This window comes from Natrialba sp. SSL1 (assembly GCF_001861355.1).
Classification (GTDB): domain Archaea; phylum Halobacteriota; class Halobacteria; order Halobacteriales; family Natrialbaceae; genus Natrialba.
This window is the reverse complement of sequence record NZ_MASN01000027.1, coordinates 38920-63378: the sequence shown is the minus strand read 5'-3', so window position 1 is coordinate 63378 and position 24459 is coordinate 38920. Positions and strand designations below refer to the sequence as shown.

General features: G+C 60.4%; 22 protein-coding genes and 1 pseudogene. 11 read left to right on the top strand and 12 right to left on the bottom strand.

Annotated features, from left to right (window positions below; translation table 11 throughout):
• Positions 1-28 precede the first annotated feature (28 nt).
• The 4 genes from thrC to BBD46_RS06990 all read left to right on the top strand — a co-directional run bounded on the left by thrC (position 29) and on the right by BBD46_RS06990 (position 4316).
• Entirely contained in the window at positions 29-1285 is a 1257-nt protein-coding gene (gene thrC, locus BBD46_RS07005; protein WP_071401014.1) for a threonine synthase, read from the top strand.
• Positions 1282-2484 carry a M20 family metallopeptidase gene (locus BBD46_RS07000; RefSeq protein WP_071401013.1) on the top strand — a complete coding sequence of 401 codons (1203 nt, stop codon included), beginning with the start codon at positions 1282-1284 and terminating at the stop codon, positions 2482-2484. The genes thrC and BBD46_RS07000 overlap by 4 nt, the downstream gene beginning before the upstream one ends.
• A 131-nt stretch (positions 2485-2615) precedes the next feature.
• On the top strand, positions 2616-3455 hold the full coding sequence (locus BBD46_RS06995) for a M55 family metallopeptidase (RefSeq protein ID WP_071401012.1): 840 nt from the start codon (positions 2616-2618) through the stop codon (positions 3453-3455).
• Positions 3456-3581: 126 nt separating this feature from the next.
• Positions 3582-4316, top strand: a complete 735-nt coding sequence (locus BBD46_RS06990) for a hypothetical protein (RefSeq protein ID WP_071401011.1) — start codon at positions 3582-3584, stop codon at positions 4314-4316.
• On the opposite strand, the pseudogene BBD46_RS06985 reads toward BBD46_RS06990, so the two are convergent.
• From BBD46_RS06985 to BBD46_RS22590, 7 genes and pseudogenes are all read right to left on the bottom strand, one after another.
• Positions 4317-5688, bottom strand: a pseudogene (locus BBD46_RS06985) (M28 family peptidase).
• Positions 5689-5813: 125 nt separating this feature from the next.
• Positions 5814-6239, bottom strand: a complete 426-nt coding sequence (locus BBD46_RS06980) for a universal stress protein (RefSeq protein ID WP_071401052.1) — start codon at positions 6237-6239, stop codon at positions 5814-5816.
• Positions 6240-6409: 170 nt separating this feature from the next.
• Positions 6410-7468 (bottom strand): NAD(P)/FAD-dependent oxidoreductase, encoded by a 1059-nt coding sequence (locus BBD46_RS06975; protein WP_071401010.1) that lies wholly within the window; start codon positions 7466-7468, stop codon positions 6410-6412.
• On the bottom strand, positions 7465-7824 hold the full coding sequence (gene trxA / locus BBD46_RS06970) for a thioredoxin (protein WP_071401009.1): 360 nt from the start codon (positions 7822-7824) through the stop codon (positions 7465-7467). The genes BBD46_RS06975 and trxA overlap by 4 nt, the downstream gene beginning before the upstream one ends.
• Before the next feature lie 352 nt (positions 7825-8176).
• Complete coding sequence (locus tag BBD46_RS06965; RefSeq protein WP_071401008.1) at positions 8177-10027, bottom strand: cation:proton antiporter; 1851 nt, start codon at positions 10025-10027, stop codon at positions 8177-8179.
• A gap of 67 nt (positions 10028-10094) precedes the next feature.
• The gene (locus BBD46_RS06960; RefSeq protein ID WP_071401007.1) at positions 10095-11132 is read right to left on the bottom strand and encodes a sulfite exporter TauE/SafE family protein; all 1038 of its coding nucleotides are present in this window, start codon (positions 11130-11132) and stop codon (positions 10095-10097) included.
• Positions 11133-11135: 3 nt separating this feature from the next.
• On the bottom strand, positions 11136-11282 hold the full coding sequence (locus BBD46_RS22590; RefSeq protein WP_006168733.1) for a DUF7512 family protein: 147 nt from the start codon (positions 11280-11282) through the stop codon (positions 11136-11138).
• A 339-nt stretch (positions 11283-11621) separates the two neighbouring features.
• On the opposite strand from BBD46_RS22590, the gene BBD46_RS06955 reads away from it, so the two are divergent.
• Both BBD46_RS06955 and BBD46_RS06950 read left to right on the top strand, forming a co-directional pair.
• Positions 11622-12455, top strand: a complete 834-nt coding sequence (locus tag BBD46_RS06955) for a universal stress protein (RefSeq protein ID WP_071401006.1) — start codon at positions 11622-11624, stop codon at positions 12453-12455.
• Positions 12456-12785: 330 nt separating this feature from the next.
• Positions 12786-13421 carry a vitamin K epoxide reductase family protein gene (locus BBD46_RS06950; RefSeq protein ID WP_071401005.1) on the top strand — a complete coding sequence of 212 codons (636 nt, stop codon included), beginning with the start codon at positions 12786-12788 and terminating at the stop codon, positions 13419-13421.
• Between the two features lie 194 nt (positions 13422-13615).
• Here BBD46_RS06950 and BBD46_RS06945 read toward each other — a convergent pair whose 3' ends face one another.
• The 4 genes from BBD46_RS06945 to BBD46_RS06925 all read right to left on the bottom strand — a co-directional run bounded on the left by BBD46_RS06945 (position 13616) and on the right by BBD46_RS06925 (position 17837).
• Complete coding sequence (locus BBD46_RS06945) at positions 13616-13969, bottom strand: DsrE family protein (RefSeq protein WP_171908171.1); 354 nt, start codon at positions 13967-13969, stop codon at positions 13616-13618.
• A 721-nt stretch (positions 13970-14690) separates the two neighbouring features.
• Entirely contained in the window at positions 14691-16721 is a 2031-nt protein-coding gene (locus tag BBD46_RS06935; protein ID WP_071401004.1) for a heavy metal translocating P-type ATPase, read from the bottom strand.
• 278 nt (positions 16722-16999) lie between these two features.
• Positions 17000-17590, bottom strand: coding sequence for a DsrE/DsrF/DrsH-like family protein (locus BBD46_RS06930; RefSeq protein ID WP_071401003.1), 591 nt, complete (start codon positions 17588-17590; stop codon positions 17000-17002).
• Position 17591: 1 nt separating this feature from the next.
• Positions 17592-17837 (bottom strand): sulfurtransferase TusA family protein, encoded by a 246-nt coding sequence (locus BBD46_RS06925; protein ID WP_071401002.1) that lies wholly within the window; start codon positions 17835-17837, stop codon positions 17592-17594.
• Positions 17838-18082: 245 nt separating this feature from the next.
• Here BBD46_RS06925 and BBD46_RS06920 point away from each other — a divergent pair, with 245 nt between their 5' ends.
• The 5 genes from BBD46_RS06920 (at position 18083) to BBD46_RS06900 (ending at position 23236) form a co-directional block, all read left to right on the top strand.
• On the top strand, positions 18083-19276 hold the full coding sequence (locus BBD46_RS06920; RefSeq protein ID WP_071401001.1) for an MBL fold metallo-hydrolase: 1194 nt from the start codon (positions 18083-18085) through the stop codon (positions 19274-19276).
• Positions 19277-19296: 20 nt separating this feature from the next.
• On the top strand, positions 19297-19860 hold the full coding sequence (locus tag BBD46_RS06915; RefSeq protein WP_071401000.1) for a YeeE/YedE family protein: 564 nt from the start codon (positions 19297-19299) through the stop codon (positions 19858-19860).
• A 1-nt stretch (position 19861) separates the two neighbouring features.
• Entirely contained in the window at positions 19862-20323 is a 462-nt protein-coding gene (locus tag BBD46_RS06910) for a YeeE/YedE family protein (protein WP_071400999.1), read from the top strand.
• A 100-nt stretch (positions 20324-20423) separates the two neighbouring features.
• Positions 20424-22154, top strand: a complete 1731-nt coding sequence (locus BBD46_RS06905; protein ID WP_071400998.1) for a methyl-accepting chemotaxis protein — start codon at positions 20424-20426, stop codon at positions 22152-22154.
• Between the two features lie 269 nt (positions 22155-22423).
• On the top strand, positions 22424-23236 hold the full coding sequence (locus BBD46_RS06900; RefSeq protein WP_071400997.1) for a pirin family protein: 813 nt from the start codon (positions 22424-22426) through the stop codon (positions 23234-23236).
• Between the two features lie 18 nt (positions 23237-23254).
• On the opposite strand, the gene BBD46_RS06895 is transcribed toward BBD46_RS06900, so the two are convergent.
• The gene (locus BBD46_RS06895) at positions 23255-24403 is read right to left on the bottom strand and encodes a cobalamin-independent methionine synthase II family protein (RefSeq protein WP_071400996.1); all 1149 of its coding nucleotides are present in this window, start codon (positions 24401-24403) and stop codon (positions 23255-23257) included.
• Positions 24404-24459: the final 56 nt, after the last annotated feature.

Sequence of the window (24459 nt, the reverse complement as noted above, 5' to 3'; positions counted from 1 at the left end):
TAATATAGCAGTAGACGCAAGGTATCGTATGTCACTCGATCACGTCGAAACCCTCGAATGTACGCTTTGTGGAGCGACGTACGAACCCGACCAGATCATATACACCTGTCCGGAACACGACGGTGTCGCCGGCATCCTCGAGGTTGTGTACGACTACGACGTTATCCACGACCGGTTCGACGCGGCGCTTGATGGGACCATCCAGACCCAGTGGAAATACCGTGCGTTCCTCCCAGTGGACACGGAAGCGACGCCGATCACACTCGATGAGGGTGGGACGGACTTGCTCGACGCACCGCAACTGAGTACTGAACTCGGGGTCGACGTTCGCGTGAAAAACGACGGTCTGAACCCAACAGGCTGCTTCAAGGACCGGGCGACCAGCGTCGCCGTCACCAAGGCACGCCACGCCGAGCGGGACATCGTTACCTGCGCGTCGACAGGGAATGCCGCCGCATCGCTCGCAGGCTACGCGGCACGAGCAGACCTCGACTGTCGCATATTCGTGCCCGAGAGTGCGCCCGAAGGGAAACTCGTCCAGCCCCGTGTCTACGGTGCAGACGTCCTCGCGGTCGCTGGGAGCTACGACGAAGCATATGATCTGAGTATGGAGGTCACCGAATCCTATGGCTGGTACAACCGAAATGCGGCGATCAACCCCTTCCAGATCGAGGGGAAGCGAACTGTTGGCCACGAACTCGCCGAGCAGACGCAGGATTCGATCCCCGACTGGATCGTCTTCTCGATGGGCGATGGATGTACGATCGGCGGCTGCTGGAAGGGATTCCGAGAGTTCGCCGAGCTGGACTACGTGGAGGACACGCCCAAAATGCTCGGTGTCCAGCCCGAAGGGGCGAGCGCGATCCACGATGCGTTCCACGGCCACGACGAAATCGACGAGGTTGCGGATACACTCGCCGACTCGGTCGCCGTCGGTCGCCCCCGAAACACGCTCAAGGCCTGTCGTGCACTCGAGGAGAGCGGCGGGACCGCACTGACCGTGACCGACGACGACATCCTCGACGCTGAGACCGTGCTCGGACGGGCAGAAGGAATCTACGCCGAACCGGCAGGCGCGGCCCCCATTGCCGGTATCCGCCGAGCCCGCGAGCAGGGGATCATCAGTTCCGACGAGTCTGTCGTCGCGGTCGTCACCGGGATGGGGCTCAAAGACACTGCCGGCGCAAAGCGAGCGGTTGGTGACGTGACTCGTATCGAACCGACGCTTGACAACGTGGCAAACCAGTACGGAGCGGCGACTGAAAAACCAGGGCACCCGTCATGAATCCCGAACCAAGCGAGACAAAACGGTATCCGACTGATCTTCCGTCGCTCGCCGCCGCGCTGGTTCGCCTCGAGTCTGAGAACCCACCGGGGAACGAGAGTGCGTGCGCCGAGTACGTCCACGACTGGTTCACCCACCATGGGATTGAGTCGACGCTCGTTGATGAACCCGACCCTGACCGCAAACAGGTGGGTGCACGAATCGGATCCGGCCGTCCCACAGTAGTGTTGAACGGACATCTGGACGTCGTCCCCGCGGGCGACCCCGACGAGTGGACGTATCCTCCCTACGGCGGCGTCATCGAGGACGGTCGGCTCTATGGTCGCGGGAGTGTCGACATGAAGACAGCCATCGCCATTGCCATGCTCACGGCGCTCAATCTCCGATCGGCTATCGAGAACGGGAGTCTGGATGGTTCGATTGTCGTCCATGCCGCGATGGGCGAGGAGACAGCCGATCCCGGAACCAAATCGCTTCTCGATGCGGGTTTCGACGGCGATATCGGCGTCGTGCTCGAACCGACGCAGTGTCGGGTCGCAACCAGCGAGAAGGGGATGGCATGGTACGAGATTTCTTGGCCCGGAGAGCCCGCACACGCGAGCGACCCTGATCGAGGGACGAATCCAATCGACCACGTTCGACCAGTTCTTGCCAGATTGAACGACTACGACGCCAGCCTCCGCGAGCGACGTGATTCTCTCTGTGGTCAAGCGTATGCCACTGTCACCCAGATCAGTGCGGGTGAGGGCTCGAACAAGGCTGTGCTCGCAGATCGGACGGCTGTCACCCTCGATCGGCGTATTCTCCCCGACGAGACGATCGATGCGGTAGACGACGAGATCGAACAAGTGGTCTCGGAACTCAACCGCGACCATGGTATCGAAGCCACGTGGGACCGCGCCGAAACGTATTCCTCAGCCGAAATCCCGATCGATCATCCGTTGGCAGAGATCTTCCGTGAACACTCGACAGCGGTGACGGATGCGGCACCGGACCCATGGGGGATTCGGGCATCAACTGACGTACGTGAGTTCATCAACCACGCCGACATTCCAGCAATCACGTGGGGACCCGGGAGTTTGGCCCAGGCACACACTGTCGATGAGTATGTCGACCTCGACGAAGCGAGAGACGGGCTTGAGATTCTGGAGCGAGCAGCACGAACGATCCTGTCGATGGATACTTCCGAGTTCGACTGACCCACAGCCCGCAACCGACAGGTGCTCCTGGACCGATGACCGGACAGCCGAGGCATCCTCCGTGATAGTCGTTCTATCCGTGATTGTCGTCTCTCCCGATCCTTTTTGATTCGTCGCTCCATTCAGCAAGTATGGATGTCTTTGTTTCCGCCGACATGGAAGGCGTCACTGGTGTTGCTGCACCGACCGATGTCGTTCAAGACGGAACAGCGTACTCCGACGCCCAGTCGTTGTTCGTCGACGACGTGAACGCAGCGATCGAAGGGGCACTCGAGGGCGGGGCCGATTCGGTGCTGGTCAACGACGCCCACGCAACGATGACGAACTTGCCTCGAGCGAGCCTCCACGACGAAGCCACGCTCATCAGGGGGAACACCAAGCCGCGGTCGATGATGCAAGGCTGTTCGTCGGAGCACGACCTCGCGCTGTTCGTCGGCTACCACGCCAAGGCAGGGACTGCCGGCGCTGTCCTCAACCACACCTTCATGGGTCACGAACTAGTGCGACTCCGAGTCAACGGTCGTGAAGTGGGTGAGTTAGGGTGGAACGCCCGTTTTGCCGGCTCGCTCGACGTTCCTGTCGGGCTCGTCACCGGGGACGATGCGACCGCCTCCGAGGCTCGAGTAGAGCTAGGGGACGCAGTCGAAACCGTGGTCGTCAAAGAGGGTATCGATCGATTCAGTGCGACCTGCCGCTCGCCCGACGAAACGCGTCCGGACATTCACACTGCGGCTTGTCGAGCCGTGGAGAACGCGGACGCAATGCCTGTCTCACACCCGGACTCTCCGGTCACCATTTCGGCGGACTGGTCCGCGACGAATCACGCAGCTGGTGCCGGCCGCACGCCCGGTGTCGAACGTATTGATGATCGCACAACTACGGTCGAAGCCGAACGATATGTCGATGCGTACGAAGCAACCGTGGCGATGCTTCGTGCTGGGGCCAACGCTCGCGACCAACACTACGGATAGGGTTGTCGGAGCAGAGTCACGGTTCTGTGTGCAGTCAATCACCAGTTGCAAATTGAACAGTACAGTTATTTTTTATATTTGAAGAAGATTGTTGACGATATCCCACGGTGAGTGGGTGCAGGTACCATGACTGATGACGACACAAATACGACTCGACGCAGAGTATTACAAACGAGCGGGATAACATTCATCGCGGGTGGTGCACTCACGTCCACCGCGACTGCAGAGACACAACTTGTCAGCGTCGCGCCGGACGCACTTGAGTTACCCGACTGTGAGGATGCGACAGATTCGTTCACCGTTCAAATCGATGGACCACCGTTTGGGAGAACAGATGTCGAAATTTCTGCAGACGGTGTGGACGCAAGCCCTGAGTCGTTCCAACTGAGCGGTCGGAACGACGCTGAAACCGTTACTGTTGGACCTGGCGAAGGAACTGTCACCGTAACAGCGACCACTCCGCGAGGCGATAGTCAAACAGAAACGATAGATGTGACGTGTCTAGGCGAACCGGATTTTAACTGGGGCATTCAGACTGAAGATCCGATTGAGCTCTGGGCCATCACCGGACGACCTGACGACCAAACCATCGAAGTGATGATCGAAAATGAAGGGACTGGTCCCGGCGAGACAACACTAACGATCGATAACGAACCCGACGAAAGATGGATGGAATCGTGGGGATACAGCGGCGAAACAGAGAAGACTATCGACGTTGCTGCTGGAGAGAGCGTCACCACCGAATTCACTCTGACGTGGAGTTCTGTAACAGATCCGGACGACCGATACGGGTGGGACGTGATTGTCGAAACCGATGACGACCGAGAAGATCAGATTCGAATAGAAATGATTGACCTCTAATCAGGAAGTATCCCAAGGCCAAACGCGAACCTCGTCACCCCACGGCCAGTCGTCAGTCGCTTTCATCCCGACATCGAATCGTTGCTCTTCCGTCGCATCGCGTATTTCACCGTCGTCGACTCGCTCGATTTCTCGACTGGTCTCCGAGAGTTTGAGGACACCGGCTGTCAGGAGCGTCGATATTTCGCGGAGGTCACGGATATCCAGTTTGTCGAGGGTATCGCCATGGGTGTGTCCCCATCCACGTCCGCTCCCTTCGGCGGTCGTCCGTCCCTGTGCTCCAGGGATGCCGCGTTGGACGAACGGCCAGTGATCGCTATGTGGGCGGACCCCAGATTCCACCGCAATCGGCACAGCGAACTCCTCGCTTACTTCTTCGAACGCCTCACCGATTGCGTCGAAGCCATGGGTATGGATCGAGAGATTTCGCGAGTAGCCCGCACCATCCATATTGAGAACGCATTTGACTTGGTCGAGGTCGTGAGTATGCGACCAGTAGTAGGAGCCGTATAGCCCGGTTTCTTCGGCACCGAATACCACCAATCGAACGCGGGTTTCGAGATCGTCTTCGATCTGTTTGAGGAGTCGGCCGACCGCTGTCACGAGCGCACATCCGACGCCGTTGTCGTTCGCGCCATCACCGATATCGTGGGCGTCGACGTGGGCGGTAAAGAGGACCTCTTCGTCAGTGTCCGGTCCGACCGTTGCCTCGATGTTTCGAGAGGTTGCCTCGGTGTTTTGACAATCGACTGCAATCGTCGCCTCGGTCGTCTCGTCCCTGCAGTATCGCTTGATCCGCTCCCCGACTTCCTTCGAGACACCGACCGCTGGGATCGCTCCAGGCCCGTTCCGATCCCCGATACTGCCCGTTGGGGGGAGACAGCCATCGATATGGTTTGCGAAAATGAACCCGGCTGCGCCGGCTTCGATGGCATAGGAGTATTTCTCACCGCGGTGAACCCACCGTCCGTAATCGTCTGGTGTGAGACTCGAGGCCATCACGATCTTCCCCTCCAGATCAACAGCTTCGAAATCTTCGGGAAGGGCGTCTCCCATATCGATCAGTTCGGCGGACGTCGTTTCTGCTGGTGTACCAGGAAGTGCGACCACTTCGTGAGATCGCTCGAACAGGTTGTGGTCGCCGACAGCAACAGAGGCAGCGTTTCGCTCCCAGCCTGGAATCGGAAATGCTGTGGTTGATACGTTATCGAGCCCGATCTCCTCGAATTGTTCCGCCACTAGATCGGCACCAGCTCGTTCACCCCTCGCTGCCGGGCATCCGGTCGCGGAGATCAGCCAGTGCTTCGACGAGTTGCCAGCCACGTCTACTCGTGTACGCATCGCCAACGATTTGGTTGGGTAAAGTGACCATGTCTCTTGACCGACTCATCTTCTTAATATAGTTTCGGTGGGTTATCTGAGATGGTGGTCGGTTACTTTTGAAAATTAGTGCGCGACTCGGTGTGGCTGGCACCGCTACTCGAGTAGCGTGCTGTGTCACCGGACGACGACGACCGGCGTCGGAGATCGCCGGACGACCTTCTCTGCGACGCTGCCGAGCAGCACCCGAGAGACTCCCTCACGGCCGTGACTGCCGATGACGATCGAGTCGTACCCGCCCTCCGCAGCCTGGCCGACGATCACGTGCTCTGGCTCGCCGATGAGCAGTTCGGTCTCGAGGTCCCGACCCTGGTCCGCCGCCGTCGCTACGGCCTCGTCGAGTGTCTCTCGACCGCGTTCCTTGGCACCCTCTGCGTTCGGAATTCTGTCTTCGGGCTCCTCGAAGGAGGCCCAGTACCCCCGCGGTGCCGGAACCACGTACAGTGCAGTGAGGGCGGCGTCGGGGAACGTCTCGAGGGCGTACTCGAGTGCCTTCTCTGAGGGCGTCGAACCGTCGTACGGGAGGAGGATCTGCTCACTCATACGCGAGTGTACGTGGTGGAGCACCATAGAGGATGAGGACGTCTCCTATACGATGGGAGTCGGGTAGCAACGAATCCGTCCTTCGTGCTCATCTCAAACCGCGACTGCGTGGTGTGGTATGATGACTCCAGTGAGGAAGAGAGAAATGCAGTGAAAGAGAATCAGCAAGCTTAGTCGTCGGCTTCGGCCTCGGCTTCAGCTTCTACCACGGGTTGTGCCGCGGGCGCGACTGCGTTGCGGGTTTCGAGCCATTCCTCGGCGTCGAGCGCGGCCATACTTCCCGTTCCGGCAGCCGTAATCGCCTGTCGGTAGTCCGGGTCCATCACGTCACCGGCACCGAAGACGCCCTCGACAGCCGTCTCGGTCGTCATTCCCGGTTCGGTCCGGATGTAGCCCGCGTCGTCGAGTTCGACGGCCGTCTCCGCGAGAAACTCCGTGTTCGGGACGTGGCCGACACCGTAGAAGATGCCGCCGACGTCGACCGTCTCGCGATCGACCTCACCCGACTCGAGTTTCGCCGTGGGGTGGCCGTCGGGGTGGCGGACCAGCGTCGCACCGGTAACGCCGTCCGCCTGAGAACCGTGGATTTCGAACAGTTCGGTGTTCCAGCGGAACTCGATCGCGTCGTGGTCGCGGGCACGTTTGGCCATGATATCCGACGCGCGAAGCTCGTCGCGTCGGTGGACGACCGTCACGCTGTCGGCGAACTTCGCGAGGAAGAGCGCCTCTTCCATCGCCGAATCGCCGCCACCGATGACGAGCACGTCGTCGCCGCGGTGGAACGCGCCGTCACAGGTCGCACACGTCGAGAGTCCGTAGCCCATCAGCTCGTCCTCGCCGTCAGCGCCGACCCAGCGGGCGCTCGCACCGGTCGCGACGATCAGGGCTCGCGTTCGGATCGTCTCGCCGCTTGCCAACTCGAGTGCGAACGGCTGCTCCTCGAGTGTGGTAGTCTCGACGGTCCCGTGGGTGAACTCGGCACCGAAGCGCGTGGCCTGCTCCTTGCCGTTCTGGATGAGTTCCATGCCGCCGATTCCCTCGGGGAAGCCGAGGTAGTTCTCGACCTCGGTCGTCAGCGTCAGCTGGCCGCCGGGTTCGGGCCCCTCGAGGACGAGTGGCTCGAGGTCCGCGCGAGCGGTGTAGACGGCAGCCGAGAGGCCAGCGACGCCGGAGCCGACAATCACGACATCTCGAACGGCAGTCTCAGTTACGGGTGTGTCCGTGCTCATTCAGTGTAGTTTTCGACGAGGGTTTGCAGTCGGTCAGCCGGCAGCGCACCGGTGTGCTGTTCGACCTGCTCACCGCCGGCAAAGAGGGCAAGCGTCGGAACGCCGCGGACGCCGTACGCGCCGGCGAGTTGCTGGTGTTGGTCGACGTCGACCTTCGCGATCGTTGCGGCTGTCTCTGCCGCAAGGTCGTCGAGGACCGGTTCGAGCATCTTGCACGGCCCACACCAATCTGCGAAGAAGTCCACGAGCACGACATCGTGCTCGGCGACAACATCGTCAAGGTGATCTTTCCCGTCGATGTGAAGCGGTTCAGTCGGAGAGTGGGCCGCCGATCCGCTGTCGATATCAGTTGTCATCACGCCAGTCTATGGGCTGGTAGCGTTTAAAAGTTTTGCACGTATTGTACAATATAGGACAGAGTAGTAGCTGCCGCTGAGCGGCGACACAACGGAGTGGATACTCGAGTCCCACTCGAAACGAGACGGGAAGGCTGTCCTTTCAAACGGCGTCATGGAGGCGCGAGCGTGGCGAATTTACCCAGGAGGATCGGTAAGAGGTGATAGTGAGCCAGGCAGGAGTCAACACGTCCAACAGTGGTTCGAGTGAGGCGGTAGTGTCCGGGAGGGGCAAGACAGGGGCGACACAACTGGAGTTGGTTACAAATACTGCAGTCGCTGGAGAGACCGCCAGATTAGACCGTCGAAGCGCTCAATCGTGTGGGTGGAACCGCTTGACTGCGCGGTCGACAGCGGTTGTCTGCCCGAGGAACGTCACACGGTCGCCATCGCGCAACTCGTGATCACCCGTCGGAACCTCGGTCGCGCCGTCCCGATGGGTGAGCAGGCCGACGATAACCCCCTCGGGGATTTCGGCGTTGAGGTCGGCGATCGTCTTCCCGACGAGATCCGTCGCCGTCACCTGGATTTCCTGGACATCACCGGTTCGGCCAAGTTCGTTCATCCACGCCGACAGCGAGGGCCGTTCGATGACGTTCTCGAGTGACCACGCCGTCGCCATCGACAAATCAATGGCCCGGACGCCGAGCGATTCGAAGGCACCGACGTTGTCCGGCTGGTTGACCCGTGAGGCAACCGTTTCGACGTCGAACGTCGTTTTCGCAAGCTGGCAGACCAGCAGGTTGACGTCGTCGTCGGGTGTGGTTGCGATGACCGTTTTCGCACTGTCAGCAGCCGCCGACTCGAGGACGTCGGCGTCAGTACCGTCGCCCTCAAGTACGGTGAGCCCGCGTTTGCGGGCCGCCTTTACTGCGTCGGGATCGTGGTCGACGAGCAGTACGTTCTCTCCGTCCTGTTCGAGCCGTTCTGCGAGGGAGAGTCCGACTCGTCCCCCGCCGATGAGTATCGTGCGCATTGGTGAAACCTCGAGGTACTGTGCGAGCTGTCGTGCGAGGCCGGCCTGAAGGACGACCGTCGCGAAGATGATGAGAAAGACGGTGCCGGCGAGCAACTGCGCCTCCTGTGGCCGGCCGAGCGCCTGCAGTTCGACGGCGAACAACGTTGCGACGCTGGCCGGGATGATTCCCCGCGGGCCGACGGCGCTGAGGAACAGCCGCTCGGTATCGGTAAACCGCGCGGTAGTCGTCGAGAGATAGATGACGGCGGGTCGAAGCACAAGGGTGACTGCGACGACGATAGCAAGGCCAGCCAGCCCGAGCGCGCGGATGTCTGCGAAGTCGATCAACGCCGCTAGCGCGACGAAGATGAACGAGAGGACGACGACCGAGAGATCGTCGAGAAAACCGATCACGTCCTCGTGATACGGGAGATCCACGTTTCCGAGCACGAAACCGGCCATCGCAGCGGCAGCAATACCCGTCTCGCTGGCGATCGTTTCGGCCCCGGCGTAGGCAACCACGATCCCGGCCAGCACGATCAGGCGAGCGTGCAACGGCGCTGTGCAGGGCCGTGAGCCACCGTAGTCGAGGACCAGCCAGACGAGTCCGGCGATGACCGCGCCGAACCCGAGGCCGACGAACAGCCGCAGGACGAAGTCACCGACGAGTGTGGCCGGCGTTCCGTTCCCGGCGATGAGGACCTCGAAGACGACGACGGCCAAAATCGCCGCCGTCACGTCGTTGAGAATACCCTCGCCCTCGAGTACCGCTGCGACGTGATCCCGCACGGTGACAACCTGGAGGATGGGACCGATCACTGTTGGCCCGGTCGCGATCAACAGCGCGCCGACCAGCAGACCGACCTCGAGGCTCGTCTCGAGAAATACGACGACTGCGGCCGCAGTTCCGAGCCAGGTGATCGCAGCGCCGACGGTGACGAGTCGGAAGAGTGCCGTCGGACTCTCGCGGAGTTTCGCGAGCCGGAGGTGGTAACCTCCCTCGAAGAGGATAATCGCGACGCTCACGCCGACTATCGCCGAGAGGCCGCCGCCGAACGTCTCCCGAGAAACGAAGCCGAACACCTCGGGACCGATGGCAATCCCCGCGACGATCAGAAAGAGGACGCTCGGTATTCGAAGGCGATCCGCGAGGACGCGGGAGGCGACCCCGAGGGCGAGCACGAGCGCAACGGTCGCGACGAGCATCACTGTCGAATCCGTCCGTCGATGGCGTCCGGATTAGTCGTGTCCGTACTGTACATCATCGAGTGCATCAGTCACCACTGTCAGGGTTTGGCTGCGTACTCGTCTCGTCCGCGTTGATCGACGTGACCACCTGATAGAGGATCATCGAGGCGACGGCGAACGACGAACCGACGAGCAGGAGAACGCTCACCAGGTCGAGCGCGCCGGTTCCCAACCAGTTCGCGAGTTCGCTGAGACCAATGCCGACGCTTGCGAACACCATCATCAGCCCGAAGTAGACGATTACCTCGTCCTCGTCGACGATCGTCGTCGCCGCCGAGCCGATTCTGGCACCGAGTGCGCTGCCGATCAGCAGCAAGGAAACGACCGTCAGGTCGACGCTGCCGGACATGCCGTACGTGAAGGTCCCGAACGCACCCGAGAACAGGCCGGCGAACAGGCTGGTCCCGACCGCGGCAGTGAGCGGCGTGCCGATCAGATAGTAGATCGCAGGCATACGGATGAACCCGCCACCGACGCCGATCAGCCCCGAGATGAGACCGACGCTACCGCCGGCACCCGTGATCGTCCACGCCGACGCGCGGCCACCCGAGGAGAGGGAGATCATCGGGGGAACAGTGTACGACTGGATCTTTTGCGCAATCGGGGGTATCTCTTCGTCGTCGACAGTGTCCTCATCATCGGCCGCCTCGTCCAGATCGTCGTCCAGGTTGTACGCCCGGCGCAAGAACAGCGCCCCGATTCCCGCCAGCAAGACGACGTACGCGACGCCCGTCACGAGGTCAGCAATACCCAGCGCTTCGAGGCCGAACACGAGTCGACTGCCGAGCTCGATCCCCACCGAGAGGACGACGAACAGAATCGCACCGAGCTTGTAGTCGACCTGTCCGATGTCGTAGTGTTTCAGGACGGCAATCACGGAGGTGCCGAAATAAAACGCCAGTCCGCTGCCGATCGCGACTGATGCCGGATAGTCGAGCAACAGCAGCGTCGGCGTGATCAGGAACGAGCCGCCCATGCCGAAGAATCCGAAGAGAACGCCGACCATGAAGCCGAAGCTCACGAACAGCACCAACAGGCCCGGACTGAGTCCCAGTATTTCCATTGATTATGCGTCCGTGATCGTTTCGAGGAGCGACATTGCAACCCGCTCGAGGACGCCGTAGCCGGCATAGAGGAAAACCGCCTGTGCGAAGATGGCGCCAACGAGGAGCGTGGCCTGTACTGGGCCCGAAAGGGCAGCGGATTCGATCATGCGTCTCGACCTCCGCTCGAGTTCGGTTGTGTGCGGATCATGGATTGCTACTCACCCATCACTACCCGAGTCTGGTGTATAACGCTTTTGGGAATACAGAACAATATTACTGCAGGCTATGTAACGGCTATCCAATGGGAATATTCTCATACGTTATGGAGATACAGCTACCAGAGTTGACTGCTGCAGAACGTGTGGCGCGCCACGTCAGGCCCCGGACAGGAACGACAGTCAGTTATCGGTCAAACCGGTCGCCACAGCAGACACATCTGTCGCGCAGACTAACCCACCGTATTGTCCCACCCAAACAATATTATATCGTCAACACCTACACCCGGTATGAAAGCGGTACTCGCTACTGACCTCTCGGCTGCCAGCGAGGCGACCATCGAGAACGAAACCTGTCTCGCGTGTCTGGGCCGAATCGGCATCGAGGAGATGCACCTCGTGACGGTCATCCCGTCGAACGTCCACGCGGGCATGCCCGCGATCGACTTCGAGAAACGGCGTCGGAACGCGATTCGAAACTACGAGGGTGTCATCGAGCGCGCCGGCTTCGATGTCGAGACGCACGTGGTCCGCGGAACGCCACACCGTCGGATCCGCGGAATCGCCGAAACGGTCGGCGCGAGTCTGACCGTCGTCGGCTCACGCGGGAAGAGTCCACTCGAGAACCGCGTCATCGGGTCGACGGCGCGCAACCTCGCGCGAACGACCGAGACCCCGCTGCTCGTCAACCGAATCGAGCGCGAGGCAGACGATCCGTCCGTCGTGAGACAGCACCTCTTCCAGCGGATGTTGTACGCGACTGATTTCTCCGAAAACGCCGATCGCGCGTTCGAGGCGTTCTCGTACCTCCGGCACGCAACGCAGGAGGCAACGCTCGTTCACGTCGAGACACCGAAGGATCCGGAACCCTCCGACGACGACCCCGACACACGACTCAACGAACTGGCAGCGCAACTCGAGGAGTGGGGGATCGAGACACGGATCGAACGTCGCCAGGGAGATCCCGCCGACGAGATTCTCGCCGTCGAAGACGCCGTCGATCCGACGACGATTCTGGTTGGCTCGCGCGGCCATAGTCGGCTCCGGCGGCTTCTCCTCGGAAGCGTCTCGGAGGATCTCGTCGCGCAATCGAACGGAAACGTCCTGCTCGTGCCACCGTCCTGACGCGAAGAGAGCCAACGTTCGGGCCTGCATCGGGTCCACGGTGCACGAGTAACTCCCCGGGCAGATGTAGTGACTCACCGATACAATACTACACCCACAGAAGGCACTGTACTGACCCACCCGAACAAACCCATATTGGCGAACAAGTGCCGAGCAGCGGTGATCGATAGTCGGCAGTTATCGTCGGTAGTGCACCGGTAAAGAGCCTGAGATACGTACTTGTCATGGGTTATTCAGAGTGGGATCTCCTCAGTACTGTTCTTAGAACTGTTCCTAGAATTGTGGATAGTGCACAACACCTTTGTACTGTCCCTGCCAACCCAGTATTGTATGTCAATAGAAATACCGAGGTCGGTGGAGTTCGATTACGACTGGGAGTACTCACCCCGAGTAGCGGCATTGTTCGGCGCGTTCTCGCTCGTTGCAGTACTCGGTTGGCTCGTGACAGTGGTTCTAACGGCGATACACCTATTTGCAATCCCTGCAATACCGCCTGACGCACCGGTGCAGGGAAGCATCGAAGTGATCACCAGCCAGTGGGCCTACGTCTTCGGAATCCCGCTCGCGACCCTGGGTGGTTTCTACTACCTGACGACGATCGGACTCGCACTCTGGTGGTTCGACACTCGACACCCGCTGCTCATCAAGATTCTGACGCCGATTACGGCGAGTGGCGTCGCCTTCTCGGCGTTCTTCGTCTACCTGCAGCTAGGCATCATCGGTGAAATCTGCCCGTTCTGTATGGTGTCCGCCGGGGCGACAGTCATCCTGTTTGCACTCGAGTTGGTGATTCTTCAGCAGAGTACGACGCCATCGCTGTCGAACATGGGGAGCGACCTCGGCCGGGTGCTCGAACAGACGAACTACGCGGTCGTGCTCGTTCCGGTGCTCATGGGACTGGTCACGCTCGCGGGGCTGTTCCTCGTGCCACTGCTTCCGCTGCCGGACGCCGTCCCGTTCGTCTGAATAGGTGCGTTCGGGAAATAATCGTATAGCGCCGGTACACTTGTTTTCACAACAACTGCTTGATACCGAGCAGCGACGGGAGTGACGTTCGAACGGACACCCATACAAACAGGAACCAGCCGGTCTTCGCACTCCGTTGTGGATAACTCGAAAGAAGCGTAGAACGATACTGTTGGGGGGGTGTAGGCTGTCGACTAGCCGATCGTCAGCACGCGATCGGACGAGGTGACGATCTCGAGAAGGTCCGACATCGTCGACATCGGACAGTACTCGCGATCCTCGCTGTTTCGGATTTCGAGACACGTTCCACACGCCTGCAAGTCGCCGCCGGCATCGACGAACGCTTCCATTCGATCACGAACATCGAACTGGTCGTCTGTTATCTCTTCGGCCTCGACCCCTTCTCCCAGAAGGAACACCGACACCTCGTGGCCGTCTTCGATCGCTGTAATCCCGAAGCGAAGCGCGTTCCAGGCCCGTTCCGGGTCTGCCGTCTCGAGAACGATTCCGATACTGTCGACCGACGAGTCGGACTGCTGTGAACTCATACAATTGTTTTGTGTTCCCAATACCATAAACATCCCGCTCGAACGGGAGAACGACCAGACAGTATCGAGAGCCGCCGTCGATCAACTCGTCTGGACCGTTATATCGCCGAGTTGTGACGATTCGTGGAACGGACAGATGGAGACGGACGTCTCCTCGGAGACGACGACACCCTCAAGAGTACGTCGAGAGGAGCCACGACAGTAGCCGATGGAGTGCTACTGCAGAAAGAACCGAAACACATCGCCAATCGGTACCGACGAGGCCGTGCGGCCGCACACTCAGCCCAAGAACGAGGCGTTCCCGAGGCAGTAAAGCAACGCTCCCCACCCCACGACCAAGCCCGCGATGACGACCAGGAAGTCGGCCAAGCACGTCCCGACGACGACGCAGTATCCGATCCCGAACGTCAGGAGCACAGTGACAGACCGAACACGACGTGACACCGCCGTTCGACTACTGGATCCATACCCGACCGTATTCCAGCCGTTACCAAATAACAATAACAGCGAGTTAAGAGTATCATAGATCGTGATACGAGCGTCTCGAATACACTGCCGAGAATACACCGACGCGAGTAACAGATTTGCACAGCGACTTGCAGAAAGAGCAACCCGTAAGATATGAGGCTGTAAACGACATAACGTACAATATATCGTCACGGACAACGGGCCAGAGGAGTCGTGTCGTGTTCGCCTAGCCGTCATCGGTACACAGTCACGCTCACCCGTCGAAGCGGAGCAATCGCAAGCCGATCAGGCTGACGAGAACGGTCGACCCCTCGTGACCAACCACGGCAACCGGGAGCGGAATCCCAGCGGTGAGGATCGCAATCACCATGATCGCGATCGCACCGAACGCAATGGCGAAGTTGATGTACAACGTTCGGCGTGTCTCCTTGCTGAGCGCGAACGCGTAGGGGAGCCGATCGAGTTTGTCCGACATGAGAACGATGTCAGCGGTCTCGAGTGCCACGTCGGTGCCGGCCCCGCCCATGCCGACACTGATGTCCGCCGTCGCGAGTGCTGGTGCATCATTAACGCCGTCGCCAACCATCGCGACGGCCTCGTGGCGTTCCTGAAGCGCCTCAACGTGTTCGACTTTCTCCTCGGGGAGCAACTCCGCGTACACCTCGTCGATGCCGAGTTCCTCGGCGATATACTGGGCAACTCGTTCGTTGTCGCCAGTGAGCATGACGATCTGGTCGACGCCGCGCTCGCGAAGGTCGTCGATCATCTCGGCCGCATCCGGGCGAATCGTATCGGTGAACGCGAGCCACCCAAGGACACAGAGTCGGTCGTCAGTTTCGCTAACGACGACGACACTCGTTTTCCCGTGGGATTCGAGGTCATGGACGGCCTCGAGTCCAGCCTCACGTCCGTCGATCGGTCGCCCGTCCAGGACAGTGTGGATGTACCGTGGGTTTCCGATGTGGATCGTCCGCTCCTCGACGGTCGCGTGAACGCCCTTGCCGACGACTGCTTCGAACTCGCTCGCCGCAGGTATCTCGAGTGAGCGCTCGGTGGCCGCCTCGACAGTCGCCTCAGCGAGATGGTGCTCCGACCGTGACTGGACGGCCGCCGCGAGCGCCAGCAGTTGATCGTCGGTCAGGGTTCCGTCTTCGATGGCAGCAGTTTCGAGGAGTTCACTGTCGACGGAGCCGCCATCGGTCGAGGCAAACGCACCCTCGCGTGCGCTCACGTCCGTCAGCCGGGTGTTCCCCTCGGTCAGCGTCCCTGTCTTATCGAACGCGACCGCATCGACGTTACCCGCCGTTTCGATGTGCTCACCTCCTTTGAACAGGACACCTTGTCGGCCGCCGGCAGAGATCGCCGAGAGGACCGCTGCCGGCGTCGAGATGATGACCGCACACGGTGACGCTGCAACCATGAGCGTCATCGCGCGATAGAACGTCGGTTCGAAGGCGTGGTTCAGGAGCGCAAGCGGAAGTGCGATCGCAACGACAGTCATCGCGAAGACACCGAGGACGTAGGGCTGCTCGAATCGATCGATGAGTTGCTGGGTCGGTGCGCGTTTCTCCTGGGCTCGCTCGACCATCGTGATGAGTCTGGAGATTGCTGACTCCGTGGCTTCTCGAGTGACCCGTACCTCGAGACTGCCCGTTTCGTTGATCGTCCCGCTGAACACCTCGTCGCCTGGTTCCTTCGCCACCGGCACCGATTCGCCGGTGAGCGACGACTGATCGACCGTGCTTTCGCCGGACTCGACGACGCCGTCGAGCGGGAGCCGATCCCCTGGTCGAACGACGAAGACGTCACCGACCTCGACCGATTCGACCTTGGTCGATACTTCTCTGCCGTCGCGAAGGATCTGCGCCGACTCCGGTCGCATCTCGACCAGTGATTTGATCGCGGTTCGCGAACGGCCGATCGCGTACTCCTCGAGAACGCCCGAGAGCGAGAAGAGAAACAGCAACATCGCACCTTCGAACGGCGCGCCGATATAGAGTGCACCGAGTGCGGCGACGATCATCAAAAGGTCAATCTCGACCGCGGGCTCCCCCAGTGCTGCAACGCTTTCTTTGAGTCCATACCAACCGCCGAAGACGTAGGCTACACCATAGCAGCCCCAGACGAGCCACGGTGGCGCACCGAACCAACTACCCAGGAGCCCGCCAACCATCCCGAGAAACGTAAGCACAACGAAGACTGCCTGTCGTCTAAGATTCAGGCGCTCTGCCAGCGTTGCCGGCGTGTCGTCTGCAACCAACGGAGAGCCCGAGACGGCATTCATATCACTAGTTCAGGCTCGTGTTGAATAAGCGTTCACGTGACGACCATCGTACCGCTGGCTGCGCTGTATATTGAAACTGGGGCTGGGAGTGGAACTGAGACTGAAACTCAAACTAGAACTGAACAACAATACACCCAACACAGGCGCTATCCCCCGAGCAGTGTCGCTGCTCCACTGCGACAGACGGGGCCCGCATATCGTGCCTCAAGGTGTCTTCCTAGATGTCGTGTTCGAGACACTACATCGCTCGATGGTCCGCTGCGCCCCAACGGATCGCATCACACCAGCAGCTGAATGTCGGATTCGGCCATGTGCTGGAGCGCAGTTGCTGCACCGACACCAGTCGTGACGCCGTCGTAAAAGTCGTCCTCGTCGTAGTCCATCAGTTCGATCGTCATCTGGCACGCCTGCAGATCGACGCCGCTCTCGAGTGAGAGATCGATCAGTTCCTCGATGGTCGCGGTTCCGTTTTCGTCGATCTTCTTCTCCATCATTCGCGTCGCCATGCGGTCCATGCCGGGGATCGCAGCAAGTGCGTTCGGCATCGGCATGTTGGGGTTGCCAACGGCACTCAGTTTGAGGTTCTTCGATTTCTCCTCGTGGAGGATGTCGAGTCCCCAGAACGTGTGGAAGACGACAACATCCCAGCCGAAGGCAGCGGCCGTGCTTCCGAGTATCAGCGGCGGGTACGCCATGTCGAAGCTGCCCTGGGTAGCGACGATCGTCAGCTTCTGTTGCTCGTCGCCGTCGTCCAGTTCGCTGAGAGACGCTTCGAGCTCGTCGACCCGCTCGCGAAGTGCCTGCAGTTCGGCGGCGTCGGACGCAGGGTCGGCATCGTCCGCTGACGGCGTTTGATTGTCCGTACTCATGTTATTCCGTTTTCTTGACGTAGTGAGTGTAGAGATCGTCGCCCTCGACCTGGTCGAGGAGTTCGACCCCGCTGGTCCCAGCCGCCCAGCCCTGAATGTCGCTCATACTGCCAGAGTCAGTCGCGACAACTTCGAGAAGATCGCCGCTCTCGAGATCGTCGATCGCCTGTTTGGTTTTGACGATAGGCATTGGGCAGGACTGTCCTTTCACGTCGAGCGTCTCAGTTGCATCGTATTCCGAGCTCATAGTTGATATCTGTGCTCTGTATTGGAGCTACCACACAATATTGCCCGCGTGTATAAAAGGATACCGATTATTGTACAGGTAGCGAACATCCGCAAAGTCCTCACGGAGTTGTTCTGCCATTTAGGGACCACTACACGAGCATGCGTATGAATTACCACGTATTTCGAAATGCATTGTATTGTGTGGTTTGGGGAAAACCATACGAAGTCTTAAGTGGATACGACCGATACTGGGAGATGTACACCATGGATGAGATGGACTTTCCAACGCCGGATGTCGAAATCGAATCGGTGACGCCAGCCGATCTGAAAGCGCGTATCGACACGAACGAGGTCGTGACGCTTCTCGACGCTCGAATGGAGTCAGAGTACGACGAGTGGAAGATCGACGGCGAGCACGTCGAGTCGATCAACGTTCCGTACTTCAACTTCCTCGACGAGGAGATCGACGACGGTATTCTTGAACAGATTCCGGACAACCAGGAAATCACGGTCCTCTGTGCGAAAGGCGGTGCCAGCGAGTTCGTTGCTGGCTCCCTCAAAGAAGCGGGCTACGACGTGAACCATCTCGAAGACGGGATGAACGGCTGGGCACGCATCTACGAGGCCGTCGAAGTCGAGCGCTACGACGGCGCGGGGACGCTGCTCCAGTATCAGCGCCCCTCCTCGGGTTGTCTCGGCTACCTCCTCCACGACGGCGACGAAGCAGCCGTCATCGACCCACTACGCGCGTTTACTGACCGCTATCTTCAGGACGCCGACGAACTCGGCGTCGACCTGCAATACGCGATCGACACGCACATCCACGCGGATCACATCTCGGGCGTTCGAAACCTCGCCGCAGAAGGCGTCGAAGGCGTCATCCCTGCGGCCGCAGTCGACCGCGGCGTCACCTACGCCGACGATGTAACGGTGGCCGACGACGGCGACGAGTTCCACGTCGGTGACGCCACCATCGAAACCGTCTCCACGCCCGGCCACACGTCCGGGATGACCTCGTACCTGATCGACGGCGAACTACTCGCGACCGGCGACGGCCTGTTCGTCGAGAGCGTCGCCCGCCCCGATCTCGAAGAAGGCGACGAAGGTGCCGAAGATGCCGCCAAACAGCTCTACGAGTCCCTGCAAGAGCGCGTGCTTTCGCTCCCCGACGAGACGCTCGTCGGCGGCGCTCACGTCAGCGACTCGGCTGTCCCCGCCGAGGACGGTACCTACACCGCACCAATCGGTCAACTCGAGGAGGACATGGCTGCGCTGACGATGGGCGAAGACGACTTCGTCGAGGTGATCCTCTCGGACATGCCGCCTCGTCCGGCCAACTACGAGGAGATCATCGCGACGAACCTCGGTCAACAAGAGACCAGCGACGAGGAAGCATTCGAACTCGAGCTCGGCCCGAACAACTGCGCCGCCAGCCAGGAGTCGCTGGCCGGTGACTAACTCCCTCATCCACCAGTCGAATGGTAACTGAACTCGAACTCTTCGCACCTGCGCTGTCCGAGTCGCTGTTTCCCGCCGGCATCAGCCGGTACGCCGTCGGTGGGCTCCTCGTCGGGCTCGGTGCCGTCGTTATCTACCTCGGCACCGGCATTTCGGCCGGCGCGAGTACGTTCCTCGAATCGACGCTATCGTACGTCTCTGACCAGTCACGGTTCCAGCGATACGTCGCCTCGCGGGACTGGCGCGTCGTCTTCACGCTCGGGATCATCGCGGGCGCGTTCGTCTATGCGGTGACGTTTCAGTCGGGAGTCGTCTCGAGTGGCCTCTACGAGTCAGGAGCGACGGGCCAAGTATACGATGTCGGCGGGATCACCCTCTGGCTGACTGACGTGCAGCCGTGGCGGCTGTTCCTCGGCGGGATTCTGGTCGGGATTGGCACCCGGATCGGCAAGGGCTGTACGTCGGGCCACGGCGTCTGCGGCGTCGGGTCAGCGTCGAAGACGTCGATCGTCGGCGTGATCACCTTCCTGATCGTCGCGATCGGGACAGCCCAGGTCGTGATGGCGCTGGGGGTGAGTCCGTAGAATGACGCAGAAACGTCATCCGCTGTTCATACCCTTGATCTTCGTCGGCGGCCTGATCTTCGGCTTCGGTCTCGGCTTCAGCCACATGGCTCGCCCGGAAGTCGTCCTGAACTTCCTGCAGTTCGAGGACTTCGGGCTGCTGTTCGTCATGGGCGGTGCAGCGGTCGTCACCGGCATCGCCTTCGCGCTAGTGCCGCGACTGTTCGACCGTGCGCCGCTAACCGGCGACATCTACGGCAGACGGCTGAAATCCTTCGATCGCAACGTCCTGATCGGCGGCGCAATCTTCGGCGTTGGCTGGGGACTGTCGGGTATCTGTCCCGGCGCGGCCTACGCCAGTCTCGGCGTCGGTAACGTCACGATCCTGTGGGCGCTTGCCGGTATGTTCGTTGGCGCATACCTGCAGGGCTATTGGCGAAGCCAGCGTGCTAGCACGAACGCACGCGCGACGAGCACAGACTGACGCCAGATCGTGGCGTACTGCGTTCGTCGCCTCATTTAGGCTTCCAAAACGCTGGGAGACCCCGTCTCGGTTTAAGTATCACTCGTCGGATTGCATAGCCATGGCAACCGCTTCGAGCAATGGGACCGACGCTGCCGGCAACGCAGCCTTCAGACACCACTACGAGTCGGTCCTCTGGAACAGTATGGATCGGCTGGGGATTACGGAGAGCACCGAGCACAAGATGATGGCAGCGGTTGTGTTACAATTCCTCTCGACGATCGCCGTATTCGCACTCCCGCTCGTGTTTCTCGGGCCCGGAGAGGCGTTTGCCGTCTTCCCGACGGCACAGATCGCACTCACTGCGATCGTTTTTCTACTGGCGATTATCGCATTCGTGAACACGATGCTCATCGCCAGGAACGATATTATCCACCCACTGCAGGAGATGCAGGACGTCGCCGACGACATCGCGAGCGGCGACCTGCAAACACGGCCCACCACCACCGACCAGGCAGACGAAGTAGGCAACCTGCAAACCTCGATCAGCGAGATGCACGAGTACCTCACGACTGTCGCCGACCAGGCAGATGCGCTTGCTCGCGAAGAGTTCTCCGCACCCGTTCTCACGACGGACGTTCCCGGCGAGTTCGGCGAGTCGCTCGAACAGATGCGAACCGGACTCGAGGAGCGCATTACCGAACTCGAAGAGCGCCGCGCCGAAATCGACCAGCAGCGACAGGACGTTGAACGACGAAACGCCATGCTCGAAGCAGACGCAGAGCGGTGTCAGGCGGTGTTAGAGCAGTGTGCCAATGGCGATTTCACACACCGAGTGACGATCGAGAGCGACCACGACGCGATGGTTGAGATCGGTGACGGGCTAAACACCATGCTGGACGACGTCGCTGGAACGCTCGAGAACATCCAGGCGATGGCGGACGAAGTAGACCAGGTTGGGACGGAGGTCTCGACGAGCGTCTCCGAATTGGAGCAAGCGAGTACGGAGGTCAGCCAGTCGGCCGACGAAATCTCGGCTGCAACGGACGAACAGAACGACCGCTTCGAAGCGGTACTCGCTGAGATGACCGACCTGTCGGCGACGATCGAGGAAATCGCGTCGACGGCAGACGGCGTCGCAGACCTGTCCGATCAAGCGGCCACAGATGCACTGTCTGGACGTGAAACGGCGAACGATGCAATCGAGGCACTCGAGCGGATCGAGCACCAGACGAAGACGATTGGCGACCGGATCGAGACTCTCGACGAGGATCTCACGGAGGTCACAGAAATTGTAACCATGATCGACGAGATCGCGGAGGAAACGAACCTCCTCGCAGTCAACGCGTCGATCGAAGCAGCGCGTGCAACCGACGACGGAAAGCGATTCGCCGTCGTCGCCCAGGAGGTGAAGTCGCTGTCAGCCGAAACCGGGATCGCAACCGAGGAAGTCGACGACATCGTCAGTGACGTACAGGACTCGGCACAGGACGCCGTCCGCGAGATCCAGACGATGCAACGGGAAGTCGCCGACGGCGCGGAAACGATCGAAGAAAGCCTCGAAATCCTTGAATCCATTGCCGACAGCGTCCAGAACGCAAACGACGGTGTGCAATCGATCAACAGCGCAACGGACGAGCAGTCCCACACCAGCCAGCAAGTCGTCGCGATGGTCGACGACGCAACCGAACAAAGCGAGCGAACGCTCAGAGAGACCAGTAGCGTTGCAGCAGCCGCTGAGGAGCAAACAGCGACGGTTTCAGAGATTGCCAGTTCCGCACACTCGCTCTCCGACACCGCCGCCGAACTGAACGGCCAACTCGAGTCGTTCACAGTCGAGCGACGCAACTGAGCGAGCCGTGTTGTGAGCGGAGCACCGTTTTTGGCGTGTGCGGAAACGGGGAACGCAGCGCCTGTGCAGGGATGACTGGGAAGCGAGCGACGGGCAACAGAAACGATTGCATCGGTGGTCTGTGAACACCGATCGAGTGTTCGAAGAGAGCCGCCGGTGAGGCGTGAACAGACAGGGGAGGAGAACAGAGAGACTCGGGACTCGAGTACGGAGGACGTGAGACAACAGCCGCCGTTAGGAGTATACGTCGCTCGTGCAAAGAGTACGCAGTGACACTGGAATCGACGGAACTCTACAAGGCTCCGCGAACAGCCGTCTCGCAGGATCAGGGGAAATTCCGCACGCATTTTAACTTCCCCGGGCGGAATCGTCCGTCGCACGAGGATCACGGCTACGGTCCGCTCGCAACGGTCGTCGAGTCGTATATGGATCCCGACACGCTGATTCCGATGCATCAACACCGCAACGAGGAAATCATCTCCTGGGTTCCCGACGGTGTGATGCGCCACGACGACCAGGAGGGGAACGAACTCGTCACCGATTCGGACCACCTGATGGTGATGGGAGCGGGGCAGTCGTTCTGGCACGAGGAACGAACGCTCGCGGACGATCCGCCGCTTCGGATGCTCCAGATTTTCGTGCGCCCGCACAGTCTCGAGTTGCCGGCGACGATTCAACACGAGCCGATTCCCGAACCGGTGGCCAACGAGTGGCGACACCTTTTCGAGCCGGCTGACGGTGGTGAAACCGCTGTTACCGACGGGACGGGTACCGACAGGGCGGGCACCGATGGGACGAACACTGGGGCACCGCTTACCGTCCGCAACGACGTCCACTTCTACGATAGCCATCTGGACGACGGCGCAAGCGTGGAACTCCCTACACAGCCTGGCTGGGATACCTACTTCTACGTCTTCGATGGCGCTGTCACCGTCGCAGATACGACGTTCGAGACTGCCGAGAGCGGGCTTCTCGTCGGCGAAACAGACGCGACGGTCACAGCACAGGAAGAATCGCTGCTCGTCGCGTTTGCCATCAATCCCGACGCCCCGATCACGCGACAGGGAACGATCGGACGCTAGAACGCGCAGTCGATTCGGTCAGTTGATCCGCTCGGTTGCGATCTCCGCACCCTCGACCAGCGCCTCGAGTTTCGCCCACGCGATTTCGGGGTCGACCATGCCGATCCCTGCCTGCGTTCCGAACCCGCAGTCCGGTGCGGCGATCAGCGACGTGGAGTCGTCGACCGCGTCTGCGACGCGCTCGAGACGGTCCGCAACCGTCTCCGGGTGATCGATGATATTCGTCTTCACGTCGACGACGCCGGGAATGAGGTCCCAGCCGTCCGGAAGCGGTTGCTCGGCGAACGCACGGTACTCGTGCTGGTGGCGCGGATTCGCCTGTTCGACGCTCAGACCGGAGATATCAGCCTCGTAAATCACCGGGAGAAGGTCGACGAGATCCGTATCGAGGTGGTGTGGCCCCTCGTAGCTCCCCCAGCAGGTGTGTAGCCGAACCTGCTCGGCGGGGACGTTCTCGAGTGCCTCGTTGAGCGCCTCGACGTGGAGTCGCGTAACGTCTTTGACTTCGTCGATCGGTGCATCCGCGAACGCGGCCGTGTGGCCGGCGGTGAGGAATTCGGGTGCGTCGATCTGGATGGTCAGGCCGTTCTCCGCGAAAATTTCGTACTCCTCGGCCATCGCCTCCGCGATGTCGAAGAGGTACGCGTCGTAGTCGTCGTAGTGGTCGTTGACGTGCGTCGCGGCGACGATACTCGGCGAGGCCGACGTAATGAACGTGTCCTCGACGGAAATACCGGCGTCGTCGGCCGTTTCCTGAAGCGCGTCGCGCTCGGCGAGTGCCTCTTCCTGGCCCGTGTACTCGATCTCGTCCGTAACGACCGGATGCATCGACAGATCGAGAACATCAGTTTTGAACGTCTCCTCGGCGTACTCCGGGAACTCCTGTAAGTCCGCCCAGAGATCCTGTTCGCGCTTGCCCTCGATGCCGCTCAGTCGGTCCGCGACGTACCAGTTGAACGAGACGCGCGACTGTTCGCCGTCGTTGACGATGTCGAGACCGGAGTCTACCTGTCGCTCGACGACTGCCGTCGTTGCCTCTGCAACCGTTTCAGCCCACTCGTCTTCGTCGACAGCCTCGCCGTTCTGGCGTGCTGTAAGCAGTTCTAGCAGCTCCGGTGGCCGTGGAAGGCTCCCAATATGTGTCGTACGAATTCGATCGTCGGTCATTGTGTACTTACCATAGTAATAGTTTAGAGGTGCATTATAACTCACGGTACTCACAA

Coding starts and splice junctions, on each gene's coding strand:
- BBD46_RS22590 (WP_006168733.1), bottom strand. CDS start 11,282: ATGATCGAATCCGCTGCCCTTTCGGGCCCAGTACAGGCCACGCTCCTC.
- BBD46_RS06930 (WP_071401003.1), bottom strand. CDS start 17,590: ATGAGTACGGACAATCAAACGCCGTCAGCGGACGATGCCGACCCTGCG.
- BBD46_RS06990 (WP_071401011.1), top strand. CDS start 3,582: ATGACTGATGACGACACAAATACGACTCGACGCAGAGTATTACAAACG.
- BBD46_RS06895 (WP_071400996.1), bottom strand. CDS start 24,403: ATGACCGACGATCGAATTCGTACGACACATATTGGGAGCCTTCCACGG.
- BBD46_RS06965 (WP_071401008.1), bottom strand. CDS start 10,027: ATGCTCGTCGCGACCGTTGCGCTCGTGCTCGCCCTCGGGGTCGCCTCC.
- trxA (WP_071401009.1), bottom strand. CDS start 7,824: ATGACAACTGATATCGACAGCGGATCGGCGGCCCACTCTCCGACTGAA.
- BBD46_RS07000 (WP_071401013.1), top strand. CDS start 1,282: ATGAATCCCGAACCAAGCGAGACAAAACGGTATCCGACTGATCTTCCG.
- BBD46_RS06960 (WP_071401007.1), bottom strand. CDS start 11,132: ATGGAAATACTGGGACTCAGTCCGGGCCTGTTGGTGCTGTTCGTGAGC.
- BBD46_RS06910 (WP_071400999.1), top strand. CDS start 19,862: ATGACGCAGAAACGTCATCCGCTGTTCATACCCTTGATCTTCGTCGGC.
- BBD46_RS06995 (WP_071401012.1), top strand. CDS start 2,616: ATGGATGTCTTTGTTTCCGCCGACATGGAAGGCGTCACTGGTGTTGCT.
- BBD46_RS06950 (WP_071401005.1), top strand. CDS start 12,786: ATGTCAATAGAAATACCGAGGTCGGTGGAGTTCGATTACGACTGGGAG.
- BBD46_RS06975 (WP_071401010.1), bottom strand. CDS start 7,468: ATGAGCACGGACACACCCGTAACTGAGACTGCCGTTCGAGATGTCGTG.
- thrC (WP_071401014.1), top strand. CDS start 29: ATGTCACTCGATCACGTCGAAACCCTCGAATGTACGCTTTGTGGAGCG.
- BBD46_RS06905 (WP_071400998.1), top strand. CDS start 20,424: ATGGCAACCGCTTCGAGCAATGGGACCGACGCTGCCGGCAACGCAGCC.
- BBD46_RS06920 (WP_071401001.1), top strand. CDS start 18,083: ATGGATGAGATGGACTTTCCAACGCCGGATGTCGAAATCGAATCGGTG.
- BBD46_RS06980 (WP_071401052.1), bottom strand. CDS start 6,239: ATGAGTGAGCAGATCCTCCTCCCGTACGACGGTTCGACGCCCTCAGAG.
- BBD46_RS06945 (WP_171908171.1), bottom strand. CDS start 13,969: ATGAGTTCACAGCAGTCCGACTCGTCGGTCGACAGTATCGGAATCGTT.
- BBD46_RS06915 (WP_071401000.1), top strand. CDS start 19,297: ATGGTAACTGAACTCGAACTCTTCGCACCTGCGCTGTCCGAGTCGCTG.
- BBD46_RS06925 (WP_071401002.1), bottom strand. CDS start 17,837: ATGAGCTCGGAATACGATGCAACTGAGACGCTCGACGTGAAAGGACAG.
- BBD46_RS06935 (WP_071401004.1), bottom strand. CDS start 16,721: ATGAATGCCGTCTCGGGCTCTCCGTTGGTTGCAGACGACACGCCGGCA.
- BBD46_RS06955 (WP_071401006.1), top strand. CDS start 11,622: ATGAAAGCGGTACTCGCTACTGACCTCTCGGCTGCCAGCGAGGCGACC.